Annotated in this window: 37 protein-coding genes, 2 tRNA genes and 3 pseudogenes; 33 read left to right on the top strand and 9 right to left on the bottom strand. The window is 49.4% G+C overall.

Annotation, left to right across the window (positions count from 1 at the left end; translation table 11 throughout):
• Positions 1–47 precede the first annotated feature (47 nt).
• The 4 genes and pseudogenes from HVX72_RS12955 to HVX72_RS12945 all read right to left on the bottom strand — a co-directional run bounded on the left by HVX72_RS12955 (position 48) and on the right by HVX72_RS12945 (position 1514).
• A pseudogene (locus HVX72_RS12955) lies at positions 48–382 on the bottom strand (DNA breaking-rejoining protein).
• Positions 383–409: 27 nt separating this feature from the next.
• On the bottom strand, positions 410–568 hold the full coding sequence (locus HVX72_RS12950; RefSeq protein ID WP_181821521.1) for a YdaE family protein: 159 nt from the start codon (positions 566–568) through the stop codon (positions 410–412).
• Positions 561–677 (bottom strand): annotated as a pseudogene (locus HVX72_RS22220) (hypothetical protein); the annotation flags it as partial. The pseudogene HVX72_RS22220 and the gene HVX72_RS12950, both read right to left, overlap by 8 nt.
• A gap of 423 nt (positions 678–1100) precedes the next feature.
• Entirely contained in the window at positions 1101–1514 is a 414-nt protein-coding gene (locus HVX72_RS12945) for a helix-turn-helix domain-containing protein (RefSeq protein WP_181821520.1), read from the bottom strand.
• Between the two features lie 120 nt (positions 1515–1634).
• Between HVX72_RS12945 and HVX72_RS12940 the strand changes: the two genes are divergently transcribed.
• From HVX72_RS12940 to HVX72_RS12855, 19 genes are all read left to right on the top strand, one after another.
• On the top strand, positions 1635–1865 hold the full coding sequence (locus HVX72_RS12940; RefSeq protein ID WP_048986204.1) for a hypothetical protein: 231 nt from the start codon (positions 1635–1637) through the stop codon (positions 1863–1865).
• 2 nt (positions 1866–1867) lie between these two features.
• Entirely contained in the window at positions 1868–2410 is a 543-nt protein-coding gene (locus HVX72_RS12935) for a toxin YdaT domain-containing protein (protein ID WP_181821519.1), read from the top strand.
• A 9-nt stretch (positions 2411–2419) separates the two neighbouring features.
• Positions 2420–2674 carry a hypothetical protein gene (locus tag HVX72_RS12930; RefSeq protein WP_181823314.1) on the top strand — a complete coding sequence of 85 codons (255 nt, stop codon included), beginning with the start codon at positions 2420–2422 and terminating at the stop codon, positions 2672–2674.
• Between the two features lie 74 nt (positions 2675–2748).
• Complete coding sequence (locus tag HVX72_RS12925) at positions 2749–3675, top strand: replication protein (RefSeq protein ID WP_042291650.1); 927 nt, start codon at positions 2749–2751, stop codon at positions 3673–3675.
• Positions 3672–4358, top strand: coding sequence for a replication protein P (locus HVX72_RS12920; protein WP_181821518.1), 687 nt, complete (start codon positions 3672–3674; stop codon positions 4356–4358). The genes HVX72_RS12925 and HVX72_RS12920 overlap by 4 nt, the downstream gene beginning before the upstream one ends.
• Positions 4359–4369: 11 nt before the next feature.
• Entirely contained in the window at positions 4370–5056 is a 687-nt protein-coding gene (locus HVX72_RS12915; protein WP_181821517.1) for a hypothetical protein, read from the top strand.
• 3 nt (positions 5057–5059) lie between these two features.
• Positions 5060–5392, top strand: a complete 333-nt coding sequence (locus tag HVX72_RS12910; protein WP_181821516.1) for a DUF977 family protein — start codon at positions 5060–5062, stop codon at positions 5390–5392.
• Positions 5389–6237 carry a DNA adenine methylase gene (locus HVX72_RS12905; RefSeq protein ID WP_181821515.1) on the top strand — a complete coding sequence of 283 codons (849 nt, stop codon included), beginning with the start codon at positions 5389–5391 and terminating at the stop codon, positions 6235–6237. The genes HVX72_RS12910 and HVX72_RS12905 overlap by 4 nt, the downstream gene beginning before the upstream one ends.
• On the top strand, positions 6234–6581 hold the full coding sequence (locus tag HVX72_RS12900; RefSeq protein ID WP_181821514.1) for an ead/Ea22-like family protein: 348 nt from the start codon (positions 6234–6236) through the stop codon (positions 6579–6581). Before HVX72_RS12905 ends, HVX72_RS12900 begins: the two co-directional genes overlap by 4 nt.
• A complete protein-coding gene (locus HVX72_RS12895) occupies positions 6578–6895 on the top strand; it encodes a hypothetical protein (protein WP_181821513.1) in 318 nt (105 codons plus the stop codon). Before HVX72_RS12900 ends, HVX72_RS12895 begins: the two co-directional genes overlap by 4 nt.
• 231 nt (positions 6896–7126) lie before the next feature.
• Complete coding sequence (locus HVX72_RS12890) at positions 7127–8146, top strand: ParA family protein (RefSeq protein WP_181821512.1); 1020 nt, start codon at positions 7127–7129, stop codon at positions 8144–8146.
• A 1145-nt stretch (positions 8147–9291) separates the two neighbouring features.
• Positions 9292–9525, top strand: a complete 234-nt coding sequence (locus HVX72_RS12885; protein ID WP_181821511.1) for a DinI-like family protein — start codon at positions 9292–9294, stop codon at positions 9523–9525.
• A gap of 109 nt (positions 9526–9634) precedes the next feature.
• On the top strand, positions 9635–9856 hold the full coding sequence (locus HVX72_RS12880) for a hypothetical protein (protein WP_181821510.1): 222 nt from the start codon (positions 9635–9637) through the stop codon (positions 9854–9856).
• Positions 9857–9940: 84 nt separating this feature from the next.
• On the top strand, positions 9941–10546 hold the full coding sequence (locus HVX72_RS12875) for a DUF1367 family protein (protein WP_181821509.1): 606 nt from the start codon (positions 9941–9943) through the stop codon (positions 10544–10546).
• Complete coding sequence (locus HVX72_RS22215) at positions 10537–10743, top strand: hypothetical protein (RefSeq protein WP_233459107.1); 207 nt, start codon at positions 10537–10539, stop codon at positions 10741–10743. The genes HVX72_RS12875 and HVX72_RS22215 overlap by 10 nt, the downstream gene beginning before the upstream one ends.
• A 2-nt stretch (positions 10744–10745) precedes the next feature.
• Positions 10746–11027, top strand: a complete 282-nt coding sequence (locus HVX72_RS12870; RefSeq protein WP_181821508.1) for a hypothetical protein — start codon at positions 10746–10748, stop codon at positions 11025–11027.
• On the top strand, positions 11024–11380 hold the full coding sequence (locus tag HVX72_RS12865; RefSeq protein ID WP_181821507.1) for a RusA family crossover junction endodeoxyribonuclease: 357 nt from the start codon (positions 11024–11026) through the stop codon (positions 11378–11380). Before HVX72_RS12870 ends, HVX72_RS12865 begins: the two co-directional genes overlap by 4 nt.
• Complete coding sequence (locus HVX72_RS12860) at positions 11377–11514, top strand: YlcG family protein (protein WP_181821506.1); 138 nt, start codon at positions 11377–11379, stop codon at positions 11512–11514. Before HVX72_RS12865 ends, HVX72_RS12860 begins: the two co-directional genes overlap by 4 nt.
• Positions 11514–12323 (top strand): antitermination protein, encoded by an 810-nt coding sequence (locus HVX72_RS12855; protein WP_181821505.1) that lies wholly within the window; start codon positions 11514–11516, stop codon positions 12321–12323. The genes HVX72_RS12860 and HVX72_RS12855 overlap by 1 nt, the downstream gene beginning before the upstream one ends.
• Positions 12324–12421: 98 nt before the next feature.
• Here the strand turns inward: HVX72_RS12855 and relE are convergent, their stop codons facing one another.
• Both relE and relB read right to left on the bottom strand, forming a co-directional pair.
• Complete coding sequence (relE, locus tag HVX72_RS12850) at positions 12422–12709, bottom strand: type II toxin-antitoxin system mRNA interferase RelE (RefSeq protein WP_000323025.1); 288 nt, start codon at positions 12707–12709, stop codon at positions 12422–12424.
• A complete protein-coding gene (gene relB / locus HVX72_RS12845) occupies positions 12709–12948 on the bottom strand; it encodes a type II toxin-antitoxin system antitoxin RelB (protein WP_000534858.1) in 240 nt (79 codons plus the stop codon). The genes relE and relB overlap by 1 nt, the downstream gene beginning before the upstream one ends.
• A gap of 24 nt (positions 12949–12972) precedes the next feature.
• On the opposite strand from relB, the gene ydfV reads away from it, so the two are divergent.
• Both ydfV and HVX72_RS12835 read left to right on the top strand, forming a co-directional pair.
• Positions 12973–13278 carry a protein YdfV gene (gene ydfV / locus HVX72_RS12840; protein WP_001326990.1) on the top strand — a complete coding sequence of 102 codons (306 nt, stop codon included), beginning with the start codon at positions 12973–12975 and terminating at the stop codon, positions 13276–13278.
• A 202-nt stretch (positions 13279–13480) separates the two neighbouring features.
• Positions 13481–13813 (top strand): FlxA-like family protein, encoded by a 333-nt coding sequence (locus HVX72_RS12835; protein ID WP_001317460.1) that lies wholly within the window; start codon positions 13481–13483, stop codon positions 13811–13813.
• A gap of 436 nt (positions 13814–14249) precedes the next feature.
• Here the strand turns inward: HVX72_RS12835 and HVX72_RS12830 are convergent, their stop codons facing one another.
• Entirely contained in the window at positions 14250–15590 is a 1341-nt protein-coding gene (locus HVX72_RS12830) for an IS1202-like element ISEsa1 family transposase (protein ID WP_181821504.1), read from the bottom strand.
• Positions 15591–16011: 421 nt separating this feature from the next.
• Between HVX72_RS12830 and HVX72_RS12825 the strand changes: the two genes are divergently transcribed.
• From HVX72_RS12825 to HVX72_RS12795, 8 genes are all read left to right on the top strand, one after another.
• Positions 16012–16085: transfer RNA gene (locus HVX72_RS12825), tRNA-Arg, on the top strand.
• 4 nt (positions 16086–16089) lie between these two features.
• Positions 16090–16161: transfer RNA gene (locus tag HVX72_RS12820), tRNA-Arg, on the top strand.
• A gap of 228 nt (positions 16162–16389) precedes the next feature.
• Positions 16390–16578, top strand: a complete 189-nt coding sequence (locus tag HVX72_RS22210; protein ID WP_042291610.1) for a hypothetical protein — start codon at positions 16390–16392, stop codon at positions 16576–16578.
• Between the two features lie 87 nt (positions 16579–16665).
• A complete protein-coding gene (locus tag HVX72_RS12815; RefSeq protein ID WP_042291608.1) occupies positions 16666–17061 on the top strand; it encodes a phage holin family protein in 396 nt (131 codons plus the stop codon).
• The gene (locus HVX72_RS12810; RefSeq protein WP_181821503.1) at positions 17048–17329 is read left to right on the top strand and encodes a phage holin family protein; all 282 of its coding nucleotides are present in this window, start codon (positions 17048–17050) and stop codon (positions 17327–17329) included. The genes HVX72_RS12815 and HVX72_RS12810 overlap by 14 nt, the downstream gene beginning before the upstream one ends.
• Before the next feature lie 156 nt (positions 17330–17485).
• A complete protein-coding gene (locus HVX72_RS12805; RefSeq protein ID WP_104868777.1) occupies positions 17486–18115 on the top strand; it encodes a glycoside hydrolase family 19 protein in 630 nt (209 codons plus the stop codon).
• 7 nt (positions 18116–18122) lie between these two features.
• On the top strand, positions 18123–18392 hold the full coding sequence (locus tag HVX72_RS12800; RefSeq protein ID WP_071258649.1) for a hypothetical protein: 270 nt from the start codon (positions 18123–18125) through the stop codon (positions 18390–18392).
• 215 nt (positions 18393–18607) lie between these two features.
• Positions 18608–18967 (top strand): hypothetical protein, encoded by a 360-nt coding sequence (locus HVX72_RS12795; protein WP_071258647.1) that lies wholly within the window; start codon positions 18608–18610, stop codon positions 18965–18967.
• A 95-nt stretch (positions 18968–19062) separates the two neighbouring features.
• Here the strand turns inward: HVX72_RS12795 and HVX72_RS12790 are convergent, their stop codons facing one another.
• Together HVX72_RS12790 and HVX72_RS12785 are read right to left on the bottom strand one after the other, a co-directional pair.
• Positions 19063–19269 (bottom strand): HEAT repeat domain-containing protein, encoded by a 207-nt coding sequence (locus tag HVX72_RS12790; RefSeq protein WP_042291595.1) that lies wholly within the window; start codon positions 19267–19269, stop codon positions 19063–19065.
• A gap of 114 nt (positions 19270–19383) precedes the next feature.
• Positions 19384–19854 carry a hypothetical protein gene (locus tag HVX72_RS12785; RefSeq protein ID WP_139267361.1) on the bottom strand — a complete coding sequence of 157 codons (471 nt, stop codon included), beginning with the start codon at positions 19852–19854 and terminating at the stop codon, positions 19384–19386.
• Between the two features lie 77 nt (positions 19855–19931).
• Between HVX72_RS12785 and HVX72_RS12780 the strand changes: the two genes are divergently transcribed.
• From HVX72_RS12780 to HVX72_RS12765, 4 genes and pseudogenes are all read left to right on the top strand, one after another.
• Positions 19932–20912, top strand: coding sequence for a terminase small subunit (locus HVX72_RS12780; RefSeq protein WP_181821502.1), 981 nt, complete (start codon positions 19932–19934; stop codon positions 20910–20912).
• Positions 20890–22197, top strand: a complete 1308-nt coding sequence (locus HVX72_RS12775) for a terminase family protein (RefSeq protein ID WP_181821501.1) — start codon at positions 20890–20892, stop codon at positions 22195–22197. The genes HVX72_RS12780 and HVX72_RS12775 overlap by 23 nt, the downstream gene beginning before the upstream one ends.
• A gap of 1 nt (position 22198) precedes the next feature.
• The gene (locus HVX72_RS12770) at positions 22199–23587 is read left to right on the top strand and encodes a DUF4055 domain-containing protein (RefSeq protein WP_181821500.1); all 1389 of its coding nucleotides are present in this window, start codon (positions 22199–22201) and stop codon (positions 23585–23587) included.
• Position 23588: 1 nt separating this feature from the next.
• Positions 23589–24665 (top strand): annotated as a pseudogene (locus tag HVX72_RS12765) (hypothetical protein); the annotation flags it as partial.
• Between the last annotated feature and the right edge of the window lie 213 nt (positions 24666–24878).

Here is a 24878-nt window from a genome sequence, read left to right as displayed (position 1 = left end):
TGGTCGGTGACGCCGGACAGGGCACGCCCGCTTCGGTGGGCGTTTTCTTAATGGATGGTCTGATAAAATCTTTCTGAGTAATCGAGCTTGTAACTGCGGTAATTACCAAACCCCGCTTTATCCCCATCACTCACCTTGACTGTGAGCAGTGAAATGGCTTCTACAGCGCAGTGAGGGCAGTCGAACTTTCCGAGCACATAACCACCGTCAAGAACGACAGTGGTTTCGCCAGCTGAGTTCGAGTGAATAACGCCTGAGACTTTCTTTTCACAATTGAATAAAGCAATGTTCTTATTCACCGCTTCCAGGTTCATTTCGATTGTTACAATCTTCATAAAATATTCCTTTTGGTTTATTCAGGGTGCAAGGGTCCACGCCAAATAAATGGTTAGAATTTCAGTTCAGTTAATTACGCTTCGTGCGCCATCTGGTCGTATTCAGCGCATTGCTTAGAGCAATATTCCTTTTCTTTGCGCGCCAGCAGTGAGCCGTTGCTATAGAGAAGGGTGCTCTTTACTTCTTTGCCTTCATCAATGGGTTTGCGGCAGTAGCCGCACTGTTTAAGCATCCGGATCTCCTTTTTGTGCCAGCAGGTAGCAAAGGCGGCGAAGCATCACTCCGAAATAGTTAAGTTTGATAGCCTGAATACGTGCAGGCTTGCGGGCGAAATCAATCATTTTCTAATCTCTGCGATGACTGTTTTTAATGTCATTCCAGTATTGAAAAGTGCATGGAATGTTTGCATCCAGAACGGCCTGAGTTGCCGCTACGATGTTTGCATGCCAGGTTACGCAGACAGTTGCTCGTATCTGCACATAACGCAGTGACGGATCCACCTTATTCATCAACATCCCAGCGCGTACTGCGTCACTGGAGTTTTCAAAGCTAAAAATTACCTCACTCATGATTTATCCCTCTGCTTGCCGTTATCGCCCGGCTGGCGGAACGTTTATCACCTGACAACGATGCGCTTGTTGTCGATGGAATGAAGAGTACAACCAAAAGTTCGACAAGTAAAGCATAAATGGAACCTGTGGTTCTATTTGGGGGTAAAAAAAGACACCAATACGGTGTCTATTTTGTACAGAGCGGGAATGTGGCTATTTCTTGAGGTCGTTCATAATGTCGTAGACATCATTCTTAAGTAGGTCCATTTCTTTCACCACACCCCTGGTGTGAATGATCAAACGGAGCTTTTCAGCTTCAGGCAACTGATTAAACAGAGATAACAACGTTTGTTCCTGTTCATCAAGAACGCGCGGTAATATCGGAAGTTCTTCTCCATTCTCCCCTTCTGTGCCCGGTTCCATAAAGAACCAGTACTCAGGCCTGCCGGTTACGGCTGACAGCCTTTTGAGGCGCTCGCCGCTTGCTGCTGCTGCACCATTAGCCCATTTACGCACTGATGTATGTGATAGCATCACGCGCCTGGCTAAATCAGCCATGCTCCAGCCGTTTTCCTCCATCACTTGATGGATTCTTTTCGCAAACACAGGGTGAGGAGTTTTATTCATATTCTCATTTTACAACCAATGGTTTTATAGTTCATCAGAACTATTGGTTTGATTTTTGTTGGAACCAAAAGTTTTAAATGTTATTCTCCTGCCAACATTCACCAACATGCAGGACAACAAATGGATAACCAACTTAAAGACAAAATCAGCAGCCGCATGACGCAAGTAGGCATTGGAGAGTGCTTCGGCATTTCATCGCAGGCTGTAGGTAAGTGGCTTCGGAAAGGAAAAATTCCTCACGGTCGAATTTTGCCCCTTTGTCGGATTCTTGAGTGGCAGGTTACCCCTCATGAAATCGACCCATTGGCATATCCAAACCCTACTGATGGGCTTCCAAAACAGGAGTCCTGACCATGCACGCCATTTCATATCAACAAAATACCGGAATAACTCCGGCTGCGATGATAAATCGCAATCAGCAAAGTGCGGCAGATAAGCACGAACAGATCCGCGATGCCGTTCGTGCCTGGTCGGCATCTCTCGATAACCAGGACGTAGTCGCCGGAATGATCGTTGAAGAATGGGAACGACAGGGCGGCGCCGGGCTGGATTTCCCTGACGACCTGAGCCGTAAGCGGCAGAAGCTTTTCCGCTGGCTGGACAGTGATACCGCATATGCACGTGAAAACATCCGCCTGCTGACTCCGGCGATTCTGGCTGTTTTACCGCTGGAATTTCGTGGGCGCCTAATCGGACAGGATTGCTTCATGACGCGTTATGCAGTGATGGAGAAGGAAATCAGTGAGGCAAAACAGGCCGTAATGCTGAATGCACCGCAGCACCAGATGGTGAAAGAGGTCAGGGAAGGGATTGAGCATCTGCTGGGTATGTTACCCGGCGATGCTGTCGTTCAGGTTCTGAGTGGTATCGCGGCCATAGCGTCGGGTGTCATGTGAGGTGTTCAGATGAACCATTTGGAATTTATCGAAAAGCACGTCCGGGAAGAGTTAATCCGGCAGGGCTTCACTGCGGCAGTGGCGCAGGGGGGGGCATTTCAGGCTGTCGATATGTATACGCGCATGAGCCAAGCGAGCAGGAAAGGGAGGATTTTTGATGATGTTTTACGTCACGCGAAGTTATGGACAGAGAAACAAACGCTGCCGGCGGATCGGTTTGAATCGAAACGAAATAAACGCAACAGGCAGCAGGGTTTGTTCTGAAAAGGCGAAAGCCGCGGTGCTCGAACACCAACGGCTTTCAGGTGCAAAAACGGTAGGTAATTGCGGAGATGAGTATGTCAAATACCGCTGAAGTTATCAATTTTCCCATAAGAACCGAGCAAACAGGAGGTCACATGGCCGACCTGTCCAATGGGTACACCAGGATCGCAAACGAGATTCAGAAGCTTAAACCGCGCCTTCGCATGTCAGGGCGGGAATGGCAGTGCCTTGAAGCGGTGATCTGGCTTACCTACGGATGGAATAAAAAACAGGATCGGGTTACGAACACTGTAATTTCTGGTCTTACAGGGCTGTCAGATTCGCATGTTTCTGATGCGATCAGGTCTCTGGCTGAGCGTGGAATTATTTTTAGTCACAAACAGGGTGTAATGAAAATTGTCGGTATAAATACTGAGCTATCAGCCTGGATTTTAGACAAACCGAAAACGGGAAAAACCTTCCCGAAATCGGGAAAACTCTTCCCGAAAACAGGAAAAACCTTCCCGGAAACGGTAAACACCCAAGACTATAACAATAACAATATTAAAAGATCATCGTCCGAGAATTCTGACGAATCCTCAGACGACCGCCTGAAGAAATTTTTATCTGCCCATCCTGAAGCTGCGATTTACACCCCAAATTTCACCAAGTGGGGAACTGCTGAAGACCAGCAGTGCGCAGAATGGATCATCGCACTGCTTGAAAAAGTAAAACCCTTTCCGAAGAAACCCGGTCTTGTGGCCTGGGCTAACGATGTACGCCTGATGCGTGAACTTGACGGACACAGCCACCGTGAAATCTGCGAGCTGTTTCAGTGGGCAAGCAAAGACGCGTTCTGGCATTCAAACATCCTTTCGCCCGCAAAGCTACGAGCCAAATGGGACACCCTGACCCTCCAGCGCAAAGACACCACTCGCAAGCAACGCGCAGATGTCAGAGCAAATAAATCCGAAACAGGACCGCACTGGAATAGCCCTGAAGCATGGGAGAAATTTCTATGACACCTGTTCTGTATCGTGCAATTGAAAATCGTGATGGCGACATGCTGGCGCGCATGGTCGGCAATGAGCGAAAAGTGGTGAATTCCGCTGCTGAAAAGCTGGTGGATATGCTTTTTGAAAACCTCATGCAGGTATTTCCGGCATCCACTCAGACGAACCTACGAACTGACGGTGATATTCGCGTTGCGAAGCAGCAATGGATCGCCGCTTTTGCCGAGTCAGGCATTACCTCACGTGAACAGCTTTCCGCCGGTATGCAAAAAGCCCGCTCCAGCCAGTCTCCGTTTTGGCCGTCTCCAGGTCAGTTTATTTCGTGGTGCCGCGAGGGGAGTGGCGCGCTAGGGATCAGTGTGGACGACATCATGAGCGAATACTGGCGGTGGCGGAAGCTGGTTTTTCGCTATCCGACCAGCGAGCAATTCCCCTGGAGGGATAAAAACCCGCTGTATTACCACGTCTGCCTGGAGCTGCGCCGTCGTGGAACGGAGGGGCAACTCAGCGAAAAGGAACTTATCCGGGCCGCTGGCGACATCCTGCATGACTGGGAAAAGCGGGTTCTGGCTGGTAAGCCCGTGCCACCTATCCGTCGCGCATTGTCCGCACCAAAAGTGGCCGCTGGGCCGACTCCGGCTGAGATGCTGATGGCTAAGTACAAACAACGCAAAGACGCTGGTCTGATTTGAGAGGAAATCACATGGAAACCGTAATTCAAGCACTGGAAAAAATGGGCCGGGCGACATACCGCGAAGTGGCTGCCCGTCTTGAAATCGACCCGGTTGATGCGCTCACCATGTTACGTGAACAGCGTGATCAAGGGTTATGCGATTTTGGAGATGGCGGCTGGTTCCTCGGTACCATGAAAGGTCAGTCTCAGCAGTCAACGCCAAAGGCTCCTGTGAATCCAGCCCCGCGTCTGAAAGGTGAGGATCCGAAACCCGTTGATCCTGCCGTCGTCCGACAGCAGCTGCGTGAGCAGGGGGCAATGACGACCGTTTCGCTGGCTGCTGCCGTCAATCGCAATGCCCGCGGAATGGTCTCTGTTCTTCGCGCGCTGGAGCGCCAGGGTATTGTGGTGAAGAACGGGAAGGGCAAAGGCGTTACCTGGTCCCTTGCTGTTGTTACAGAACCCGTTAAGCAAGAACCGGTACCGGAGGCACCTGCTGCGCCGGAAGAAGCAAAACCGGTTGAACAGATTGTGAGTGAAATACCCTCGTTCACCGAAGGGCGCGCCGCAGTCGAGGCTGTACCAACGGTGCGGGATATTTCTCGCGAAATCCGCCTAACCAGAAACAAGCTGGAGCAACTGACAAAACTGCGTGACGCTGTCCGCGTAATTGGTCGCCACAAAAACCTCGTGCAGCAGCTGACAGGGAGGGAATAACCGATGGCCCGACCAAAAACACACAGAGAACGAACAATGATTATCGATCGGATTATCCACATGGTGAAAGCGCACGGACACATGACGACGTCAGAGGTGGTCTCGCTGTTCGGCCTTCATCGCGGTACGGCTGAAAAATATCTGCGTATTGCGCTGGAGCGCGGCGGCTTCATTCGTCATGGTCGTTGCGGCATTTTCCGCGACCAGCGCGCGGTAATTGATTACGACCTCAGGCGATACAGCAGCAGTCAGGAAAAGGGATTTTCAGCGCTGCCGGCGCTGGAGAAAAGCCCTGTGATGGGGCGTGTAATGCAGGTTTATGGAGCATCAGTATGACAAACGACAAAAAGGCGACTATCAAACACCCTGCAATTCGTTACCACGGCGGCAAATTTCGCCTGGCGCCGTGGATTATCAGTTTTTTTCCAAAGCACCGCTGCTTTGTCGAACCATTCGGCGGCGCTGCTTCCGTCCTGCTGCGTAAAGAGCCCAGCGAGGCAGAAGTTTATAACGATCTTGATGGCGACGTGGTGAACCTGTTTCGCGTGCTGCGTGACCCCGTTACCAGCCGATCACTCATCGACGCCTGCGCATTAACGCCATATTCACGAACCGAGTTCCTGAACGCTTACGAACCAACTAACGACCGTATAGAACAGGCTCGCCGTCTAATTGTTCGCGCGACTATGGGCTTCGGGAGCGCTGGTGCCACAAAGGGGACCACAGGTTTCCGCCTTGATACCAAAAGAAATAGCAGCACGGCACAACGCGTATGGGCTCGCCAGCCGGACAACCTGGTCGCAGTCGCCAGTCGGTTCGCTGGCGTCCTCGTGGAGAACAGACCGGCTATTCAGTGTATGCGGGACCATGACACCGAATCGACGCTTCATTTTGTTGATCCGCCGTACGTTCACGACACGCGAACGGGTTCGACAAAAACAAGTGCATACCGATTCGAGATGTCGAATGCCGAGCATGTCGAATTGCTAAACGCTATGAAGGAGTTACAGGGGATGGTAATCGTCTGCGGTTATGACAGCAAATTATATAACGACTCATTGGTCGGTTGGCAAAGAGTCACGCGTACCACCGCGGCAAATGGTCACTCAGGCTCAGTACAGCGTACTGAATGCCTCTGGATTAACCCAGCAGCACAGAAGAAAAAGGAGCGTGCAGCATGACAGACAAACAGGCGCTTCGCTTAACAGCAGAAAAGGCGAAAGATAACTTCATGCCGAACTTCATGGTACCCACTCGGGATGTGCTGGCGCTGCTGGATGAGCTGGACAGCGCCAATGGCTACGCCAGTGCATACGAGGCTGAAAAGTGGCATTACCACGGATTAGCAGAATCAGAGGGGGAGCGAGCAGATCGGGCAGAAAAGCAAGTGGAAGAATTAACGATGTGGATTAAACGCTTGGCCCATTCACTCCGAAACGCCAGACCAGACAGCAAGTTACATGGTGCTGCAATGGACTATTTGAGCCGTAACGGATTAATCAGTGTGGAGGATGTGTTGAGATGACCAATAACAAATTTACAGACGTACATGACCTGCTAAGCGCCTATCAAAAACAGGCGCGGAAAGTACCCGCAAAGGGTGTGTATGCCTCAAGACAGCGTCAGGTTGAGGTCCAGGCGGCGCACACACGCAAGTTAATGCGCACGCGTCGACGGTCAGTCGGCAAGTCAAATAAACTTGGCTGTCGCTTTACGGCAGAAATGCGCGCAGCGCTTATTTGCGATATGAATTTTTGGGCGCTGATATGCCGCTCTAACCGTCAGAACGCCAGCCAATCGAAAGAAGTCGTCGTCGCTGGCATCGGTAAGGGGGAGTGATGGACCAACTGCTGCAATACGCCACAAACCGGATCATTGAGCTGGAAAGTTTTCTGTTGACGGATTTTTCATCAACCAGCGCCGGTATTTGACATACTATCATATTCATTTTTTAGGTTTACGCTGGCACCTTTGGTAAACCTTTTACCAAAATAGCTTGTTTTCCGATGTTAACGATGCCACCATTGGTAAATCGTTGACCAATGGTTACATCGTTACATGGAGAAAAGAATGAAAAAGTATGCGATTTGGAATAACAAAGGCGGGACTGGTAAAACAAGTCTCTCTTTTCAGGCTATCTGTAGATACGCTGAGCTACATCCATTAGAACGTGTTCTTGTTATCGATGTTTGTCCTCAAGCAAACCTTTCAGAGCTATTTCTCGGGGGACTGATAGGCAATGGGAGTATCAATCTTCTGACTCGTCATGACATCAATGCTCGTTGTACATTGGGTGGGTATTTCCAGATGAGGCTACCAACCCCATACCAAAAACCAGTATTTGATTCGCATGATTATTTAACTCATCCACGCAGTTTTAATGATCATATTCCTACAAATATTTCACTGGTCTGTGGTGATCCCTTACTGGAACTTCAAGCTAATGCAATTAATACCTTGGCGAACCAGCAAATACCTGGTACAAATGCTTGGGTTAGCATTATTGATTGGATAAATGATTTGGTTAGCAGTTTGTCAGATGAATATGAGACTTTATTTATCGATTGTAACCCCAGTTTTTCAATCTATACACAGATTGCTTTAGCAGCCGTCGATAAATTAATTTTACCTGTTATGGCAGATGATTCGTCTCGCCGGGCAATTCAGAACGCTTTTTCATTGATATACGGACTCAAATTACCATCTGATATTTATGCTTCATATGCATTCGCTAATAAGCTAAATTCTGTTAACAGGCCGCTTCCTCGGGTACATATGATTGCTAAAAATCGACTTACGCAATATATGGGACCAGCCTCTGCTTACGCTGCGGTGCTTAATTCAATCGATAATGATGTTCAGCAACTTCTCGCAACAAATCCGGAAATTTTCGATTTTAACACTATTGAAGAAGGTGTTGTTAACATAAAAGATTTTCAAACAACGGGTGTAGTAGCCTTTGCGAAAGGTTGTCCGTTTTCAATACTCCCTACGGGAAGTGTACGGGTGATGAATCGCCGTGTAAAAGTCAATGCTCCATATAAACAATCTTGCCTTGAAGCGATTGATCGAATGGTCGCCAAGCTATGACAAAACAGAATCCACTTTAGCGTTTTTTAAAATCATCAGGCAAAGCGGTGGATTTGCAGTTCGCCGAGGCGCTGGTGAGGGAGAACTTGCCGGAGTTGTGTAACCTGAGAGGAATTGCTGCGTAAAAAAAGGCCCATTTATGGGCCTTTTGGCAATACCAAGCTTATGGACGCTGGTTTACGTACTCAATGATCGCAGTAATAATCACGATAATCGGAGGTACGATTTTTAATAGTAAGTCAGCCATAATGAGCTTCTCTTAACTTTCTCGCGACTGGCTGCAAACACCCTTGGGCTTGCCTTTGCAGATGTTGTATCTGTTGTAGCCAGATACATTCGGCGCGAATTGGTTGGGGTGAGACTCAAGCATCACCAAGAGCCCGGATAAAAATTCACTTTAAAATCAGTTCTGAACTATTCCATTTCGTTCCATAGTGTCTCAGTAACTTGAAGACTTTGGTTCATTTAGTTAAGCTTGTTCCTGTAGCCAGATACATTCGGCAAGGTAAACGAGTCGCAAGCTCCTTTACCGTTTGAAAGGCCCGGAATCATCAACCGGGCTTTTTAATATCTACTTTTCAGAAATTAGCCTTCTGCCACATCTAGTGTAGTTCTCTTCATTTTTTGTCAATATTTTGTTCTGTATGGCCTATTCTAGTAGGGATTCTTTTCAGTACAAGAGTTGATTTTGAGGTTAAATTGAGGTTGCAAAAGGGTAAGAAAGGCTAAGTGCACGTCTTATAAGGCATTGCGGGGATGTCAATAATTCATAAAAAAAATAGATAATTTTATCGAGTACTGATTTCTTCATCGAAAGTAATATAGTTTTTATTATTTTCTAGAGAAATCACCAACTTTCGCAGGCAAATTTCAGCAACGACAGGCATTTGTACATAGTAAACCTGAAGGCCGAAGCAAGACACTATCCCGCCACCGTTCGGTGAAGCGCTGGTGAGAGCGAATCTCTTTGAACTTTGTCACACGAAAGAAATCGCTGCTTAAAAACATCTTATTTTTCAACCCGCTATGGCGGGTTATTTTTTCGTCTCCTGACAGAAAATTAACATTTTGTGCTTTAAAGACGTTGATCATTTGCTCTCACAGGTATACTGTATAAAAGCACAGTATATGCAATGGAGGCAATAATGAAAGTTGAGTTAACCATTGATCGCACTAAAAAACTTCCTGACGGTGCGGAGGCGGCACTTGAGAAGGAACTGCTTAAGCGGCTTAGCAATCAGTATGAAGATTGCAGTCTGGTGATTCGACGAGCCGGATCTGATGGACTTAATGTTTATGGCGCTGCCAAGGACGATAAAAAGCAAATTGAAATGATCCTCCAGGAGACCTGGGAGAGCGCTGACGATTGGTTTTATTAACATAGCGCTTAGGGCTGGCGCGCATTTATCCGAATACCGCAATGTGTATACCTTTGATGCTGCTGCCGACATTTTTTAATTGCGTCTGTATGTCGCTCAGGGGGATTACGTGGCGGATATAGTTCAATCAAATCTTGCTGATAATTTTCGGGTGACCATTACTGATGGAAGAGGGCTTGAGGTTCTGTCGTTCAGGATTAGAGCAGAGGAACGGTATATTATTACAAGCAGAGAGGGGGCTGTAACACCCAGAAAGTTATCCAGAGATGATCTTTACTGGTCAAAAGAAACCATCATGGAAGTTGTCCGGGAAATGGCTTCTAAAAATTGACTTGTCACTACGTACGCAATCATAATTCTTGAGCTGGCCTGAACAACCAGCAACCTGACCGCGATGCGCCACGGAGTGAATACCATGGCGCAGTTACAACTCATTAAGCAGTCCTCAGGGATCCTGATCCCGGCTACGCCGGAGACCAGCGATTTATTGCAATCAAAAATTAAGCTCGGCGCCGTGCTGGTGGCCGACTTCAAACAGGTACGCAATCCTGCGTTTCATCGCCGCTTCTTCGCTCTGCTGAATCTGGGCTTCGAATACTGGGAGCCTACCGGCGGCGCGATCTCATCCAACGAACGCAAGCTGGTGACCGGCTACGCAAAATTCCTGGCTTCCTATGGTGGGAATGAGGGCGCACTTCTTGACGCCGCCGAACAGTATCTCGATCGCATCGCTGATAAGCGCGCCGGCAGCATCAGTGCCTGCAAATCCTTTGACGCCTATCGTGCGTGGGTGACCATCGAGTCCGGCCACTACGACGCTATCCAGCTACCGGACGGCACCCTCCGCAAGCATCCTCGCAGCATTGCATTTGCCAATATGGGCGAAACCGAGTTCCAGCAATTGTACAAAGCCGCGCTCGACGTTCTCTGGCGATGGATACTGTCCCGCACGTTCCGCACGCAGGAAGAAGTCGAAAATGCCGCCTCCCAGCTTATGAGCTTTGCAGGGAGATGGGGATGAAATATAGCTGGTTCCATCACTCTGACTGCACAACTGAACAGGCCGACGAACTGGTTGCTAATTACCGGCGCCGCGGCGTGAAGGTAGAGCGCAGCCTGAACTCCGATTATCTCACTTGGACCGTAAGCGCGAAATTGCCTGAGAGTGAGCATCCCGCGCGGACTCCGAGAACTTTTCGCCAAAAGGTCTGGGGGTGAGCATGGCTATTTATCGCAGCAAAAAATGGCTCGCCGCCGTCGGGAAGATCGAGCGTTGTGTTCTTTGTGGCGCATGGGGAACGCAGGTGGCACACCGGAACGAAGGGAAAGGCATGGGATTAAAAACCGATGACTGTGCGACAGCTGCGCTCTGCATTTGCTGTCATGACAGCATTGATAACGGGAATAAGCTGAACAGGGAGGAGCGTCGACAGCTTATGGACCGCGCGATTGTTCTGACAGTGATTGAAGTTGCCCGCCGCGGGCTGGTGGTGCCCGCATGAAAATTTACGAAATTACGCCGATTGGCAAGCCCCGAATGACTCAACGTGACCGATGGCATAAACGGCCAGCAACAGCAGCGTACTGGGCATACAAAGAACGGGTCCGGTTGCTGGGCATCCGCCTGCCAGAGTCCGGATATCACGTCACGTTCGTCATCCCCATGCCAAAGAGCTGGAGTAAGACGAAGCGGGCGCAATATGTCGGCCGGCCTCATCAACAAAAACCAGACAAAGACAATCTGGAAAAGGCTCTACTGGATGCGGTGTTTGACGAAGATAGCCATGTCTGGGACGGACGGGTTACCAAAATCTGGGGAGAAACCGGACAAATTATCATCGGGGAGGCCAGATGAAGCCAGAAACGCTTGAGGTACTCCGCGCGCACTGGCAGCGCCTTCGCATCTACCGCTACCGGGGATCGGTGCTGGTGGACTACCGCATCCTTCGTAATTTTGTTCGCATCTATCATTCAGCAGGAGCCGCATAATGAACCTCGAATCAATCGCTAAATACTTCGCGCCAAAATCATCGATGTTCAGTGACTCCTCGAGGGCGACAGCTAACGACTGCCTGACCGGTACTGATGTGATGGCTGCACTTGGACTGGTTAACGCGAAGTGCGGATTTGGCTTTGATCTCTATCTAGCAAAGATTGGCATAAGTAGCCCAGATCGGGCGATGGAGGCACTCTATGATTCAGCCGTTGAAATATCCCGACGCTTTAAATCAGTTACAGAACTCGATGAAAAAGTCCGGCAGCGCGTTCTCGAAATTATGTGTGCTTTTGCATACCAGGATTACGCCCGTAGTGCGGCAAGCGTTCGCAGATGTGACTGCTGCGATGGTAGTGGCTTTACCGAAGTCGAGGTATTCACCAACAAAATCCAATACCCCGACGGCAAGCCGCCAAAATGGGCAAAAGTTACAAAGGGTGTTTACCCCTCATACTGGGAGGAGTGGAAATCAGTTCGGGAGAGCGCGCGAGTACTGTGCAAAGCGTGCAACGGTAAAGGCGTTATTAGTAATGCATGTCGCTGCCACGGCAAAGGGAAGGTGCTCGATAAGAAAAAGACAGAGGAACAGGGCGTGCCGGTTATGAAAGTGTGTGACCGCTGCACTGGGAGAGGTTACGCCCGGCTAAAATTTTCCAGTGTTCTGGAGGGCGTCCGTACCGTATGGGATGTAAAAAAAACCACAGCTTACGATCACCTGCAACCGCTCTTTGAATTGCTTGTGGAAGAGTGCTACAGGCAAGAAGGTTATGCAGACAGCGCTTTAAAGTCAGTGACCGTGTAGGCTGATTTCCTACAGTCAATATTTTTAGAGAACAAAGGCGTGTCAACGCAAAGCAGAAGTGTCACCTTCGGTGCGAAACAGAGATGTCATGCTTTGGTTCAGAGAATGCGTTTGACCGCCTCGCTATATACTTCCGAGCGTTCTCTTTTCCCAACAGAAATCACGAAAACGACAACTTTCTCGTCTATAACCTGGTATACAAGGCGATAGCCTGAAGACCGGAGCTTAATCTTGTAACAATCAGGCATACCACGGAGCTTGTTTGCTTCAATCCGGGGTGACTCAAGTACTTCAACCAGCTTCTTTTTCAACTGTTCACGTACCGTCGAGCCCAGCTTTCGCCATTCCTTTAGTGCCCGCTCGTCAAAATCCAGAAAATACGCCATCAGAGTTCATCCAGCGTCACACGTACTGGCTTAGGATTACGAAGCCGTTCTTTCACTATCTCCACAAGTTCAGCATCTTCATCACTCAGGAGTGTCTGTTTGAACGGCAAGCGTTCATTGTCAGCGATATACTCGAGCATGAGACGAAGCGCTTCAGAAGGAGTTACACCCATTTTTTCAAGCGCGGCGTAAGAACGCGCTTTAAGTTCATCGTCAATACGCAGGTTAATGCTACCCATGTCTTACACCTCTTGTAATTACAAATGTCATTACAAGTATCGCACTACAACATGCTTAGGGCAAGTCACGAAGGAAGTCAGAAAGTAGTCGTAAGAACGGTGATCACTGTCCGCTTTGTGCCAGGAGCAGCCATTGCTAAGTCCATCCTGTATTGTGCAGGTCAGCTCGTTTTTAAAGAGTCCGGCCATCATCTTACTGGTACAGACACCATATACTTTGTGACGGTCAGGCTACATATGCACAACTCAACTTATTCATCTATTTTTTGCTTTAGCATGTCAGTGTTGCTTTCTCGTCGGCGGGTGAGCGGTGACCTGACCTGTCGATAAAGGAACATAGCACGTTTTATGCAACACCCGCATGCGGCAGAAAATTATTGCCGAACGTTTACCCCTGTCAACAAGCTTTACTTTCTGAGGCGCGCCAGCCCGCGAGGAAAACAATCTGAACATCAAACAATTAATGACACAAGAAATACGATTAAAGATTTTTTTGTGCATGCCGATAGTGCTTTTTTAAAAGGAGAAATCTATGTCTGTCACAATTCAGGGGAATACCTCAACCGTTATTTCAAACAACTCCGCCCCGGAAGGAACATCAGAAATAGCCAAAATCACAAGACAAATTCAGGTGCTGACTGAAAAGCTTGGGAAAATCTCATCGGAAGAGGGGATGACGACACAGCAGAAAAAAGAAATGGCTGCATTGGTACAGAAGCAAATTGAAAGCCTCAGGGCTCAACTGGAGCAGTTGTTAAGGCAGCAGGCAGAGAAAAAGAATAAAGACGCGACAGTTCAGCCTGATAAAAAAGAAGAGAAAAAAGACGATACAAATACCGCTGGCACCATTGATATTTACGTCTAAGTGACAGCCGTATTGTGGCCCTCATCGGGCCACTTTTCGCCATCAGCCTTTTCTTTAAAGACATATTATCTTTGTATCATTTCTGATAGTTAACATTACAAGATATAAGTAATGGACGCACTCCCAATTAGTCTATTTAAATCGCCACGAGTTTAACTGACAACCCATGATCAATTATGAATTGCAACTATTTCTGTAGTCACTTTTGTGGGGACAGTCCACAAAACTGCCAACTTCCGCTTCTTGCTCTTAGCGGACATTAGCATAGGCTATTTACCATAACGCCTCATTACGCGCACCGCCCAGACTGACTCAGCGCGTTTCTGGCATATCCCCGGTAAAACAAGTAACAAACCACCCGAAAATGAACACCAGAAACGCGACTTAAGAATCTACCCTATGAATGGATATGCACTCAACCGAATCGATCTTGGTTTCAATCTTTTTTATCGGGATCAGGCTTCTTTTTAGGTAACTTCGGGGGCTTAACTTGCTGATGACTTTGCGTTCGGCGCGTAAGCCAGGGATGGTCAGCTTTAGATTTAACATAGTATTTTGAGCGTAAATCAATACGGGCATTATCCACTCGTTCATGGACACTCTTTTCATCATCCAGTGGTATAGGCTCCGGGCCATCAACATACTTTTCCCAGCCCAGCGCTTTCCCGTCATACAGAACGTTAATTTCAACGTCAAAGTTCTCGCATACAGTAACAACCGAATGCCTAAGTCGATATCCCCGGCCCTCACTGCGTACCTGAAACGCACTGCTTTTGTACTGGAAAGTGAGATTTTTAGACAGAACGCGCTTCGCCTGTAGGCTGAAGATATAACCCAGTTCCTCTTCAGAATGGTGCACATCAAGATGAGCATTATCAGTAGTACGAGGCGACGTAGCGAACCGGTTGTTATAGGCTTCAATAAAGGTCGGCAACCATGCATTTGCTGTTTCAATATCACTGATATTCTGAAGCCGCATTTCTTTGACCAGCCTGTCCTGTAGTGTCTGATTGGCGCGCTCTACCCGCCCTTTTGCCTGCGGGCTGTTGGCATGGATTGGCTCGATGCCCAGTGTCTTTATCGCACGAGTGAACTGGGTCAGCTCACCTTCCCGCTCTGGGTTATTTACCCTGAATATACTGTGTCTATCAGAGTAGAGAGCGAGCGGTACGCCATGATCATTAAGGTAACCCCGGAGGGTTTCCATGTAAGCCCGGGTTGTTTCAGCAGGCACAAAACGCAACGCCATCAACGCACTGGTGGCATCATCAATGAAAACGATCAGTGTACATCTGGGGCCTCGATTTTCAAACCAGTCATGAGGTGAGCCATCAATCTGGATCAGTTCACCGTAAGATGGTCGTCGCATGCGGCGTTGATATATACGGGCAATTTTACGACGGCGTTTACGCCATAACCCCTCTTCTATCATCCACTTTCTGAGAGTTTCAACGGATAAAGATAAACCGTGTATCTCGCGCAATTTTTCGCACGCAAACGTAGGTCCAAAATCAGCGTAACGGCCTTTGAGGAGTGAAATTACTGTTGCTCTGAATTCAGTAGAAAAGGAATTATTAGGACGCTTTCCACGTCGGTGGGAAACCAGACCAGAAGGCCCTTCATTTCTATACCGTTGCACCAGACGTTTAACCTGCCGAATAGAAATGCCAATGCGTGCCGCAGCTTGTTCCTGAGTAATATGTCGATTAATTGACTCCTGAATAATCTGAAGTCGGTGGAGTTCCTTATGACTCATCGTAACAGTCTCTTTGATCATGAAAAATCCCCCAGAGAATTGTCTGGGGACATTTTAGAATGGTTCAAAGGGGACATTACAGCTTGGTGTTAACAAAGGCGTTGAGATTCGCGGAATTTTAGGCTAGCATCAACTCTAACGCTGGGAATCCGTTCAATCGTTTCGGCCAGCATGAAATTTCAACCCTGCGGTTAATCCCGCGGGGTTTTTCATTTCTAAGTCTGCCAATCGGTATTCTTTGCGCCACGCTCGGCGCAATTCAACCACAAAGCCTTCAGGGGTGAGTCATAGGGAATTATCGGTGTGACTTTTTTCTGCGATGCTATAGTTAATATGGCATTCGATAATGCTCTCGATACTGAAAACACTGGGTGGGGATGCACCCGTTTCGCAGAGACAACTGCATGACCCATGACCAGTGGACTTCACTGGTCAATTTTTTCCGTCATTAGCTCAACTGGAAAGAGCACGGAGCTTCTACCTCTTTGGTTCGGGGTTCTAATCCTCGATGGCGGATCATGCGGTCATCGTATAATGTCTATTACCTCAGCCTTCTAGGCTGATGATGCGGGTTCGATTCCCGCTGATCGCTCAAGTTTTGAATGGGCGCTGCTTTTTGCAAAATTGCTGTTTAAAAATACTGACCTTTGGGGTCAGCGCTCATCCAAAAGCACTCCGTTAATATCCGTACAACCGTGGGTGGTTTGTTGGATGGAGTGCCTCATATTAATGCCGGTTTGTTTAAACACATCTATTATTCAGTCTGCTATGGTGTTGCCGTACCGCTATACTGTCTACTCTATCAGTGATGAGGTGACCTATGCAGGAAGGGTTCTACTGGATTAAGCACGTTGACTCTGTCCAGGTGGCTTATTTCAAGAGTGAAGAGTTCGAAGATATATCGACCGGCGAAATTGTACCTGGCGTATGGCACTTAACCCGGGATGATGCAATTTGTCACAACAGTGAAGTCAGTATCCTGGCTGGTCCGTTAGATCCACCAGGTTAAAAAACTTATTTTTGATCAGGCTGCCTCCGGGCGGCCTTTTTTATTTCCCCTCGTACTGAGAGGACTCACAGCAATAGAGGGGGCTAAATGTCCGATCCTGTTTCTGGCACTACGGTTGCCGCTGGTGGGCTTATGGGTGCCAGTGTTTTTGGCATCGCAACCGGTATTGATTATGGCGTGGTGTTTGGCGCTTTCGCAGGGGCCGTGTTCTACGTAGCGACAGCAGCAAACATCAGCAGGATAAAGTTGGTTTGCTATTTCGTGACGTCGTTTATTGTTGGCGTTCTCGGAGCAGGGCTTGTTGGTTCGTACCTTGCCAAGTGGACAGGTTACAGTGACAGGCCGCTTGATGCTCTCGGCGCTGTGGCAGTGGCTGCGTTGGCTATCAAACTTCTTACCTTCATCAACAGTCAGGATTTGGGAAGCTTGTTCAGTATGCTTTCGAGATTGCGCGGAGGAGGGGCCAGCAATGGTAACAAGTGATCCTTCAGCGATGAGCAATGCTGGTATTTGCGCGGTCATCGTTCTCGCTCTGATGTTTTACCAGCGTGATGGTGCCAGGCATCGCCCAATAGTTTCTCTACTCGCTTATTTCACTGTACTGGTTTATGCCAGCATCCCATTCCGCTATCTGTTCGGCCTCTACCAGGAATCACACTGGATGGTGGTCATCATTAATATCTTGATTTGCGCCGCCGTGCTTTGGGCTCGGGGAAACGTGGCACGTTTAATCAACATTCTTCAGAAATAAAAAAGGGAAGCGCGACATCTCCGCTTCCCTGAAAGTTCGAGGCCTGGTGTTGTTCTAATGAGGTGGAGTATCGACTTTAGTCAAACTCTGTTTCGCATTTATTACATCACACTTTGTCAGAAGTTTTTTGTCCTGCCTCAATATCGGGGTAATCAAATGAATCAACAACAATTTCAGCTGGCGGCTGGTATAAGCGTCGGACTGGCCGCGCGCTGGTTTCCGCATATCGACACGGCAATGAAAGAATTCGGCATCACTGCGCCGCTCGATCAGTCCATGTTCATAGCGCAGATGGGGCATGAGTCCGGCGGGTATGAAAAGCTGGTGGAAAGCCTGAACTACACAGCCGATCGTCTTGTTCCCGTATTCGGCAAGCACCGTATCACGGCACAGCAGGCCGCCGCGCTCGGCAGAACGGCAACGCAACCGGCAAATCAGAAAGCGATTGCTAACCTGGTTTACGGCGGCGAGTGGGGCAAAAAGAACCTGGGCAATCAGGTTGCCGGTGACGGGTGGAAATATCGCGGGCGCGGGCTGAAGCAAATCACAGGGTTAATCAACTATCGCAAATGCGGCCTGGCGCTAAAACTGGATCTGGTTACTCAGCCGGAGTTGCTGGAGCAGGACGAAAATGCAGCGCGTTCCGCAGCGTGGTTCTTTGCCACCAGCGGATGCCTTGTGTATTCCGGCGATGTGGAACGTATCACGATCATCATCAACGGCGGTAAAAACGGTCTTGATGACCGCCGTCGTCGGTTCAATCTGGCAAAAGCCGTGCTGGTGTGAGGCTGCTATGGGAATTGAAATGATTATCGGGCTGGCCGCAGCGGTGATTGCAGCTATCGCTGGTGCTTTTGGTTTCGGCCATGCGCGCGGCACCAGCACAGCGGAAGCCAAAGCAGACAAGCAGCGCACCGAAGAGAACGCCGCAGCAACGGTAGCGGTAGCAGAGCGCCGGGTGGAAGTAACGAAAGAGGCCAGTAATGTACAGCAGACTGTTAACCATATGCGTGGCGACGATGTTGATCGCGAGCTGCGCGACAACTGGATCCGCAAGGATTGAGGTAGTGGACACGGCCTGCGATTGGGTTAAGCCCATCTACGGCACGGCTCACGACTGGGATGTGCTGGACAAGCAGACGAAGCGCGACATCCTGGCGCATAACAAAACGTGGCAGGCGAACTGCCATAAGAAGCAAGCAATGAGTTTATAAATTAAAGATCTTCTACTTGTGTGCCGATTATATTTCCATTCTTACTGTATGGAGATGGATGCACATGAAAGTATTACAAACATTAGGCGGTTACCAAGGTGGTCAGGCCGGTATTTTTCAGTACAAAAGGAATAGCGATGGGGTAGTTATTGATCCTACCGTCGGTATGAATGCTAATGCGGAAATCATTGAGATTTCTAACGATGATTGGAGTGGGATGATTAATCGGTTAGAAAACATTGGCAAGAAAGTCGTTGATTTGACGGAGATAAAACAAGAGATCGCAGATGAGCTCGGGATGAATAACACTGAGACGGCCGCCGTGGTTGCTATATTGGAACACGAAGGAACATTCGACCATTATGGCGGATTTATCGGTGGCGGGGAGTCAGTTTCAATTCATCTACGTAGGGATGATGACTAATTCAAACTGGTTTTAAGGGGACAGGCCTCGAATTCGCGAGGCTTTTTATTGCCATCACCATGGGCAGACCCATCGTAATGGCGAAATCACAGTATTTATCGATATAACCGACCAAGTGCCTTAATGGCTGCGATTCTAATCTCTATATCATCACTTTGGCTTAATTTGTGTAGTTCCTGGGTAATGTTATCCGCCTGGCATCTACCTTCGCCTAACGCATAGATTGCAGCAAGTTTGATGTCTTTTGGCTGGGTCATCATCTGCAACAAAAGCATGTTAGCTATTGGTTGCGGCATGCTCATATTTATTCCCTTTAATGAGATAAACACTGGTACTCACAGACAAGCTGGAAATGTGCTGTTGCGAGTACCTCATCGGTTTAAACGTGCATATACGTTTAACGCATATGCCAGTATTTATGGATTTCCTAAGATTATCGCGTTATCTATACGATCCCAGCACTCAGTAAAATCAAACACCTTTTTTGCACTCGATACTGAGCCCCAGTGCTCCTTGAGATTCATAGCGTGGCGGTAAGTGGTTGCGATCGGATAGTCATGGTAGCCTTTTTCGTCAGCCACGATCGCGCGAGTTCTACCTTCGTCAAACCTTGTTATGCCATCGCGAGAAATGTGCATTATCGATGGGTTTAGCTCTCCGCCGTGCGTCATCCATTCTCTGATAGAAGTCAGCTTGGTGCTTATTGGGTCGTACCCATCCTCTTTGAATTGAGCCAAGGCAACTTCTTTTGCCCAAGCACTGTTAACGATAAGAATCACTGCCTTATCGCTTTGATCTGAATTTTCGCAAATATTCCAGATTTTTTTATAGGCGGGAGTTACACATCTAATCATTGTTCTTCCTTTTCTATCAGCTACTGGAATCATTATCGTCAATTCACTGAGAAAGCTTAAGCGTATTTCACTTTATGGCGACCATCGAATCAAAATAACGGAGTAAAACAATGGCAAAACCGGACTGGGGCGAGCTTCAGCAACGGTTCCTGTCCGACAATGCCGCTACCGGCGTATCACCGAAGGATTGGTGTGAAGCGCAGGGACTGAATTACGCAACAGCCCGCCGATACATAAAAAGACCAACTGCGCAAAAACCTGCGCAGAAAAAACTGCGCACTGCGCAAAAGGAAAAATGCGCAAAAGAGTTGGTGGATGATGACGGTCTTACTGCCCAACAGCGTTTATTTGTCGCGGAATACCTGAAGGACAATAACGCCACTGCCGCCGCTGCACGCGCAGGATATAGTGACCCAAACTATGGTCGTCAACTCATAGCGAATCCTAACGTTGCGCAGGCGATTGCGCAGCAGCAGAAAGAATCGTTAATGCGCACACTCGGCAGTGCAGACGAGGTGCTTGCGCAGATGTGGCGACTGGCAACGTTCGACGCCAACCAGCTTTCTCAGTATCGCCGCGGGAGCTGCCGCTACTGCTGGGGCTTCGGTCACCAGTACCAATGGCGTGATGCCGTGGAGTACGAAGAAAAGCGAATCGAAGCGGTTGAACGCAAACGTCGCGAGCCTGAGGACGTGGGCGGATATGGATATGACCATACGCAGGAACCAAACCCGGAATGTCCACGCTGCAATGGCGATGGAATAGGCCAGCCATTTTTTGCTGATACCCGCAAGTTGCCCACTACGGCAGCGCTGGCATATTCCGGCGTTAAGCTCGGCAAGCACGGCGTTGAAATTACCGCGATAAGCCGCGAACGGATGTTTGAAGCCGTAATGAAGCGCCTCGGCCTGGCGGACAGTGAATTTGCGCAGCGACTTCAACAATTGGAAATTGAACGACGACAATTGGAGGTGGAAAAACTGCGCAAAGAGCTGGCCGGTGATGGTGATGATGACGAACCAACGCCAGTGCAGATCAATATCAACGTAGTGGATGCGAGGGCAGACAATGGGGATCAGCCCGACACTTAACATCCCACAGGCGCGCTTTCTCGCAATGGATGTGAAATTTAAGGCGTATGTTGCTGGCTTCGGATCCGGTAAGACGTGGGTAGGTTGTGGTGGACTCTGTAAGGGGTTTTGGGAATTTCCAAAAATCAATCAGGGTTATTTCGCACCAACCTATCCTCAGATTCGCGATATTTTCTATCCCACGATAGAGGAGGTGGCGCACGACTGGGGGCTGAAGGTCCAGATCGTTGAGAGTAACAAAGAGGTCCATTTCTACAATGGTCGCCAGTATCGCGGCACGACAATTTGCCGATCTATGGAGAAACCCGACACGATAGTCGGTTTCAAAATCGGTAATGCGCTGGTGGATGAACTCGACGTTCTGAAGAAAGAGAAGGCGCGGCAGGCGTGGCGAAAAATTATTGCGCGTATGCGTTACAAAGTTGATGGATTGCGTAATGGTATTGATATAACAACGACGCCAGAAGGGTTCAAATTTGTCTACGAACAGTTTGTTAAGGCTCTTAGGGAAAATCCTGATCTTAAGAAGCTCTACGGCCTGGTGCAGGCCAGTACTTTCGACAATGAGAAAAACTTACCTGCCGATTACATAACCTCACTACTGGCGAGCTATCCGCCGGAACTGATTAAAGCGTACCTTAATGGTCAGTTCACTAACCTGACCAGCGGTACCATTTATCACCAGTTCGATCGGGCGCTGAATAATTCCAGCGAGGAGGAGCAGCCCGGTGAACCGCTCTATATAGGGATGGATTTCAACGTAGGAAAAATGGCGGGGATCGTCCACGTTCTCCGGCTCGGGTTACCGCATGCGGTTACTGAAATCATCAACGCCTACGATACTCCTGACATTATCCGAATTATCAAGGAGCGATTCTGGTTATACGCTGATGGCGACTATCGCAAGGTTCGGGAAATTTATATTTATCCGGATGCTTCCGGCGACTCCAGAAAGTCGAATAACGCCAGCAAAACTGATATTGAGCAACTCCGTCAGGCTGGGTTTAACGTCATTGTTGATGATGCTAACCCACCAGTAAAAGACCGAATAAATTCAATGAATGCTATGTTCTGCAACGGTAACGGTGAGCGTCGTTACAAAGTTAATGTGGCGCGTTGCCCGGTATATGCCGACTGTCTGGAGCAGCAGGTGTGGGATAAAAACGGCGAGCCTGACAAAAAGAGCGATAACGATCACCCAAACGATGGCGCCGGTTATTTCATCGTGAAGCAGTTCCCGATAGTTAAACCAGCCTATTCAATCACCATGGATACCACTTTCTGATATGGCAAACGACGACATCACCTGGGTTCGACCAGAACACCGGGCGGCTTCTGCTGCCTGGCGGAAATACAGAGACTTTTGCAAAGGAGCTGAGGCCGTAAAAGCGGCGGGCAATAAGTATCTGCCTTATCTCGATCCAACCGATAAATCCACGCGCAACCGTAAGCGCAATGAGGACTATCTGAGCCGCGCTGTGTTCTACGCCATTGCTGGCAATACGAAGATCGGCATGCTTGGCATGGCGTATCGCAAAGACCCAACGTTTAACGGCCCGGAGAAGCTGAAATACCTGCTGGACAATGCTGACGGGGCGGGAACCAGCATATATCAGCAGTCGCAGTTGGTGGTTGAGAACGTGCTGGAGGTGGCGCGTGATGGGCTTTATGTTGACTATGCAGAAGCATCAGACGAAGCGATCATTCTCCGCTATCCGGCAGAGAACATCATTAACTGGCGAACGAAGCGTATTAACGGACGCGATCAACTGGTGCTGGTGATCCTGCGCGAATGCGTAGAAGAGCCGGACGGTTACGCTTACAAGGACGAAATTCAGTACCGCGAGCTGGCGCTGGAAGAAGGGAAGTTTATCTGCCGGGTATGGCGCCGGGCAAGTGGTACGTCAAGCGGAGCCTATACCGTCAGCAGCGAATATCAACCGAAGCCGAAAGGAAAGGATTACTGGGACGAAATCCCGTTCACTTTTGTCGGCGCACAGAACAACGATCCCACTATCGATGACTCGCCGCTGGCCGCGCTGGTGGAAATTAACCACGGCCATTACCGCAACAGTGCCGACTATGAGGACAGCGTGTGGTTCTGCGGACAGGTTCAGCCCTATATAACCGGGCTTGATACCAACTGGCGCGACCACCTTGAAAAAAAAGGCGTCAAAATAGGTTCCCGCTCACCCTTACTACTTCCTAAAGAAGGCTCGTTTGGCTATGCCCAGGCGCAGCCGAACATGCTGGCTAAAGAGGCCATGGACAGCAAACGCGATTACATGGTGCAGTTGGGCGCCCGGCTAATTGAGCAGAACGCCACGGCGAAGACTGCAACGCAGGCAAGCGGTGAACAGAGCGCATCAACGTCGGTGCTGGGTATCTGCGTTTCAAACGTATCAGAGGCTTATACGCTGGCGCTGGGCTGGTGTGCGAAATATCTCGGAATTAAGGACGAATCGACGAGCTACACCATCAACCAGGAATTCATCGCGAAGGTTGCCGAATCCGGGATGGTCACTGCTATTGTTAATGCCTGGCAGTCCGGCGCGCTGCGCGATACTGACATGATTCGGGTTCTTCAGAAACTCGACCTCATCAACCCGGCAGACAGCCCGGATGATGTGATTGATGCGCTCCGCAATCAGGCTCCCTCATTGACCGGGGGCTGATATGGCAACAGTCAACGAAAGTTTGCGGGATGAGGCCATTGCCCATTCCGTCTGGATTAGTCGCTATGCGACGGGTGTCGCTAACCGGATGGTGAAGCTGCTTAACGAGACGGACGCAGAACTGTCTGCCCGTCTTCTGGACGCACTGGATCGGCTCCCGGCTGATAGCTTCACGGTTACACGTCTGGAAAGCTTGCTCGGCAGCGTACGCGAACTTAACCATCAGGCTGTCGCTTCGATGCAGTCCGGGCTGGAAGGGGAACTGCTGGCGCTTTCCAGGAACGAGGTCAGTTATCAGCTGAGCCTGTTCGATTCCCTTCTTCCCTCACAGGTGTTGGCACGCTACCCCCTACAGGGAATCACCGCCGATATGGTTTATGCCGCGGCGATGGCTCAGCCATTTCAGGGGCGCCTGCTGAGTGAGTGGGCGGAGAATCTGGAATCGGACAGGCTGGCGCGGATCGTAAACGCTGTACGCCGTGGCTATCTTGCTGGTGACACGGTTGAAACCATCGCCCGAAGCGTGCGCGGTCATGCCAATAAAGACTATCGCGACGGCGCGCTCCAGATGAGCAGGGCAAACGCCACAAGCATCGCTAAAACAGCCATTAATCATCTGGCAGCCACCGCGCGCAACAGCTTCACCAGCGCCAACAGCGACATCGTGAAGGGTAAGCAGTGGCTGTCTACGCTGGACAATAAAACCAGCCACGACTGCATCATTCGCGACCTGCTGCGCTACACCATGAATAATAAACCGATCGGGCATAAAGTACCTTACCTGCAAGGCCCCGGGAAAATTCATTTCTGCTGCCGTTCTACCGAAACCCTGATTCTGAAGTCGTGGCGTGAACTCGGTATCGATATCGATGAAATGGACGATGGTACCCGCGCCAGCATGGACGGACAGGTACCGGCGAAAACCACGTATCTGGAATGGCTGAGGCGTCAATCGGCGCAGCGACAGGATCAGGTTCTGGGGGTTGAGCGTGGAAGGATGTTCCGGGCGGGTAAAATCGACCTTGGCGAAATGTACACGGACAAGGGCGAATGGATAAGCCTCGAACAGCTTCAGGAGCGTTCCGGGGCAGCCCCGACACTTGAGTCCTCCCGTACCCTGGATGAACTGGTGGAGTGGATGACCGGGCGTGTGGCGCAGGATGTGAAGTTCCCGAATGGTGTATCACTGGATGAGGCGAAACAGGCGGCGCAGGCTGCTTTCGATGTGATCCATCGGTTTGGACTCCAACCCGTCGCGGCGTTCGGTAACACTCTGGATGTTCCGGCGTCT

Source organism: Citrobacter sp. RHB21-C05 (assembly GCF_013889015.1).
Lineage (GTDB): Bacteria > Pseudomonadota > Gammaproteobacteria > Enterobacterales > Enterobacteriaceae > Citrobacter_A > Citrobacter_A sedlakii.
This window is presented reverse-complemented; position numbering and strand designations above follow the sequence as displayed.

Coding starts and splice junctions, on each gene's coding strand:
- HVX72_RS12950 (WP_181821521.1), bottom strand. CDS start 568: ATGCTTAAACAGTGCGGCTACTGCCGCAAACCCATTGATGAAGGCAAA.
- HVX72_RS12945 (WP_181821520.1), bottom strand. CDS start 1,514: ATGAATAAAACTCCTCACCCTGTGTTTGCGAAAAGAATCCATCAAGTG.
- HVX72_RS12940 (WP_048986204.1), top strand. CDS start 1,635: ATGGATAACCAACTTAAAGACAAAATCAGCAGCCGCATGACGCAAGTA.
- HVX72_RS12935 (WP_181821519.1), top strand. CDS start 1,868: ATGCACGCCATTTCATATCAACAAAATACCGGAATAACTCCGGCTGCG.
- HVX72_RS12930 (WP_181823314.1), top strand. CDS start 2,420: ATGAACCATTTGGAATTTATCGAAAAGCACGTCCGGGAAGAGTTAATC.
- HVX72_RS12925 (WP_042291650.1), top strand. CDS start 2,749: ATGTCAAATACCGCTGAAGTTATCAATTTTCCCATAAGAACCGAGCAA.
- HVX72_RS12920 (WP_181821518.1), top strand. CDS start 3,672: ATGACACCTGTTCTGTATCGTGCAATTGAAAATCGTGATGGCGACATG.
- HVX72_RS12915 (WP_181821517.1), top strand. CDS start 4,370: ATGGAAACCGTAATTCAAGCACTGGAAAAAATGGGCCGGGCGACATAC.
- HVX72_RS12910 (WP_181821516.1), top strand. CDS start 5,060: ATGGCCCGACCAAAAACACACAGAGAACGAACAATGATTATCGATCGG.
- HVX72_RS12905 (WP_181821515.1), top strand. CDS start 5,389: ATGACAAACGACAAAAAGGCGACTATCAAACACCCTGCAATTCGTTAC.
- HVX72_RS12900 (WP_181821514.1), top strand. CDS start 6,234: ATGACAGACAAACAGGCGCTTCGCTTAACAGCAGAAAAGGCGAAAGAT.
- HVX72_RS12895 (WP_181821513.1), top strand. CDS start 6,578: ATGACCAATAACAAATTTACAGACGTACATGACCTGCTAAGCGCCTAT.
- HVX72_RS12890 (WP_181821512.1), top strand. CDS start 7,127: ATGAAAAAGTATGCGATTTGGAATAACAAAGGCGGGACTGGTAAAACA.
- HVX72_RS12885 (WP_181821511.1), top strand. CDS start 9,292: ATGAAAGTTGAGTTAACCATTGATCGCACTAAAAAACTTCCTGACGGT.
- HVX72_RS12875 (WP_181821509.1), top strand. CDS start 9,941: ATGGCGCAGTTACAACTCATTAAGCAGTCCTCAGGGATCCTGATCCCG.
- HVX72_RS22215 (WP_233459107.1), top strand. CDS start 10,537: ATGGGGATGAAATATAGCTGGTTCCATCACTCTGACTGCACAACTGAA.
- HVX72_RS12870 (WP_181821508.1), top strand. CDS start 10,746: ATGGCTATTTATCGCAGCAAAAAATGGCTCGCCGCCGTCGGGAAGATC.
- HVX72_RS12865 (WP_181821507.1), top strand. CDS start 11,024: ATGAAAATTTACGAAATTACGCCGATTGGCAAGCCCCGAATGACTCAA.
- HVX72_RS12860 (WP_181821506.1), top strand. CDS start 11,377: ATGAAGCCAGAAACGCTTGAGGTACTCCGCGCGCACTGGCAGCGCCTT.
- HVX72_RS12855 (WP_181821505.1), top strand. CDS start 11,514: ATGAACCTCGAATCAATCGCTAAATACTTCGCGCCAAAATCATCGATG.
- relE (WP_000323025.1), bottom strand. CDS start 12,709: ATGGCGTATTTTCTGGATTTTGACGAGCGGGCACTAAAGGAATGGCGA.
- relB (WP_000534858.1), bottom strand. CDS start 12,948: ATGGGTAGCATTAACCTGCGTATTGACGATGAACTTAAAGCGCGTTCT.
- ydfV (WP_001326990.1), top strand. CDS start 12,973: ATGTCATTACAAGTATCGCACTACAACATGCTTAGGGCAAGTCACGAA.
- HVX72_RS12835 (WP_001317460.1), top strand. CDS start 13,481: ATGTCTGTCACAATTCAGGGGAATACCTCAACCGTTATTTCAAACAAC.
- HVX72_RS12830 (WP_181821504.1), bottom strand. CDS start 15,590: ATGATCAAAGAGACTGTTACGATGAGTCATAAGGAACTCCACCGACTT.
- HVX72_RS22210 (WP_042291610.1), top strand. CDS start 16,390: ATGCAGGAAGGGTTCTACTGGATTAAGCACGTTGACTCTGTCCAGGTG.
- HVX72_RS12815 (WP_042291608.1), top strand. CDS start 16,666: ATGTCCGATCCTGTTTCTGGCACTACGGTTGCCGCTGGTGGGCTTATG.
- HVX72_RS12810 (WP_181821503.1), top strand. CDS start 17,048: ATGGTAACAAGTGATCCTTCAGCGATGAGCAATGCTGGTATTTGCGCG.
- HVX72_RS12805 (WP_104868777.1), top strand. CDS start 17,486: ATGAATCAACAACAATTTCAGCTGGCGGCTGGTATAAGCGTCGGACTG.
- HVX72_RS12800 (WP_071258649.1), top strand. CDS start 18,123: ATGGGAATTGAAATGATTATCGGGCTGGCCGCAGCGGTGATTGCAGCT.
- HVX72_RS12795 (WP_071258647.1), top strand. CDS start 18,608: ATGAAAGTATTACAAACATTAGGCGGTTACCAAGGTGGTCAGGCCGGT.
- HVX72_RS12790 (WP_042291595.1), bottom strand. CDS start 19,269: ATGAGCATGCCGCAACCAATAGCTAACATGCTTTTGTTGCAGATGATG.
- HVX72_RS12785 (WP_139267361.1), bottom strand. CDS start 19,854: ATGATTCCAGTAGCTGATAGAAAAGGAAGAACAATGATTAGATGTGTA.
- HVX72_RS12780 (WP_181821502.1), top strand. CDS start 19,932: ATGGCAAAACCGGACTGGGGCGAGCTTCAGCAACGGTTCCTGTCCGAC.
- HVX72_RS12775 (WP_181821501.1), top strand. CDS start 20,890: ATGGGGATCAGCCCGACACTTAACATCCCACAGGCGCGCTTTCTCGCA.
- HVX72_RS12770 (WP_181821500.1), top strand. CDS start 22,199: ATGGCAAACGACGACATCACCTGGGTTCGACCAGAACACCGGGCGGCT.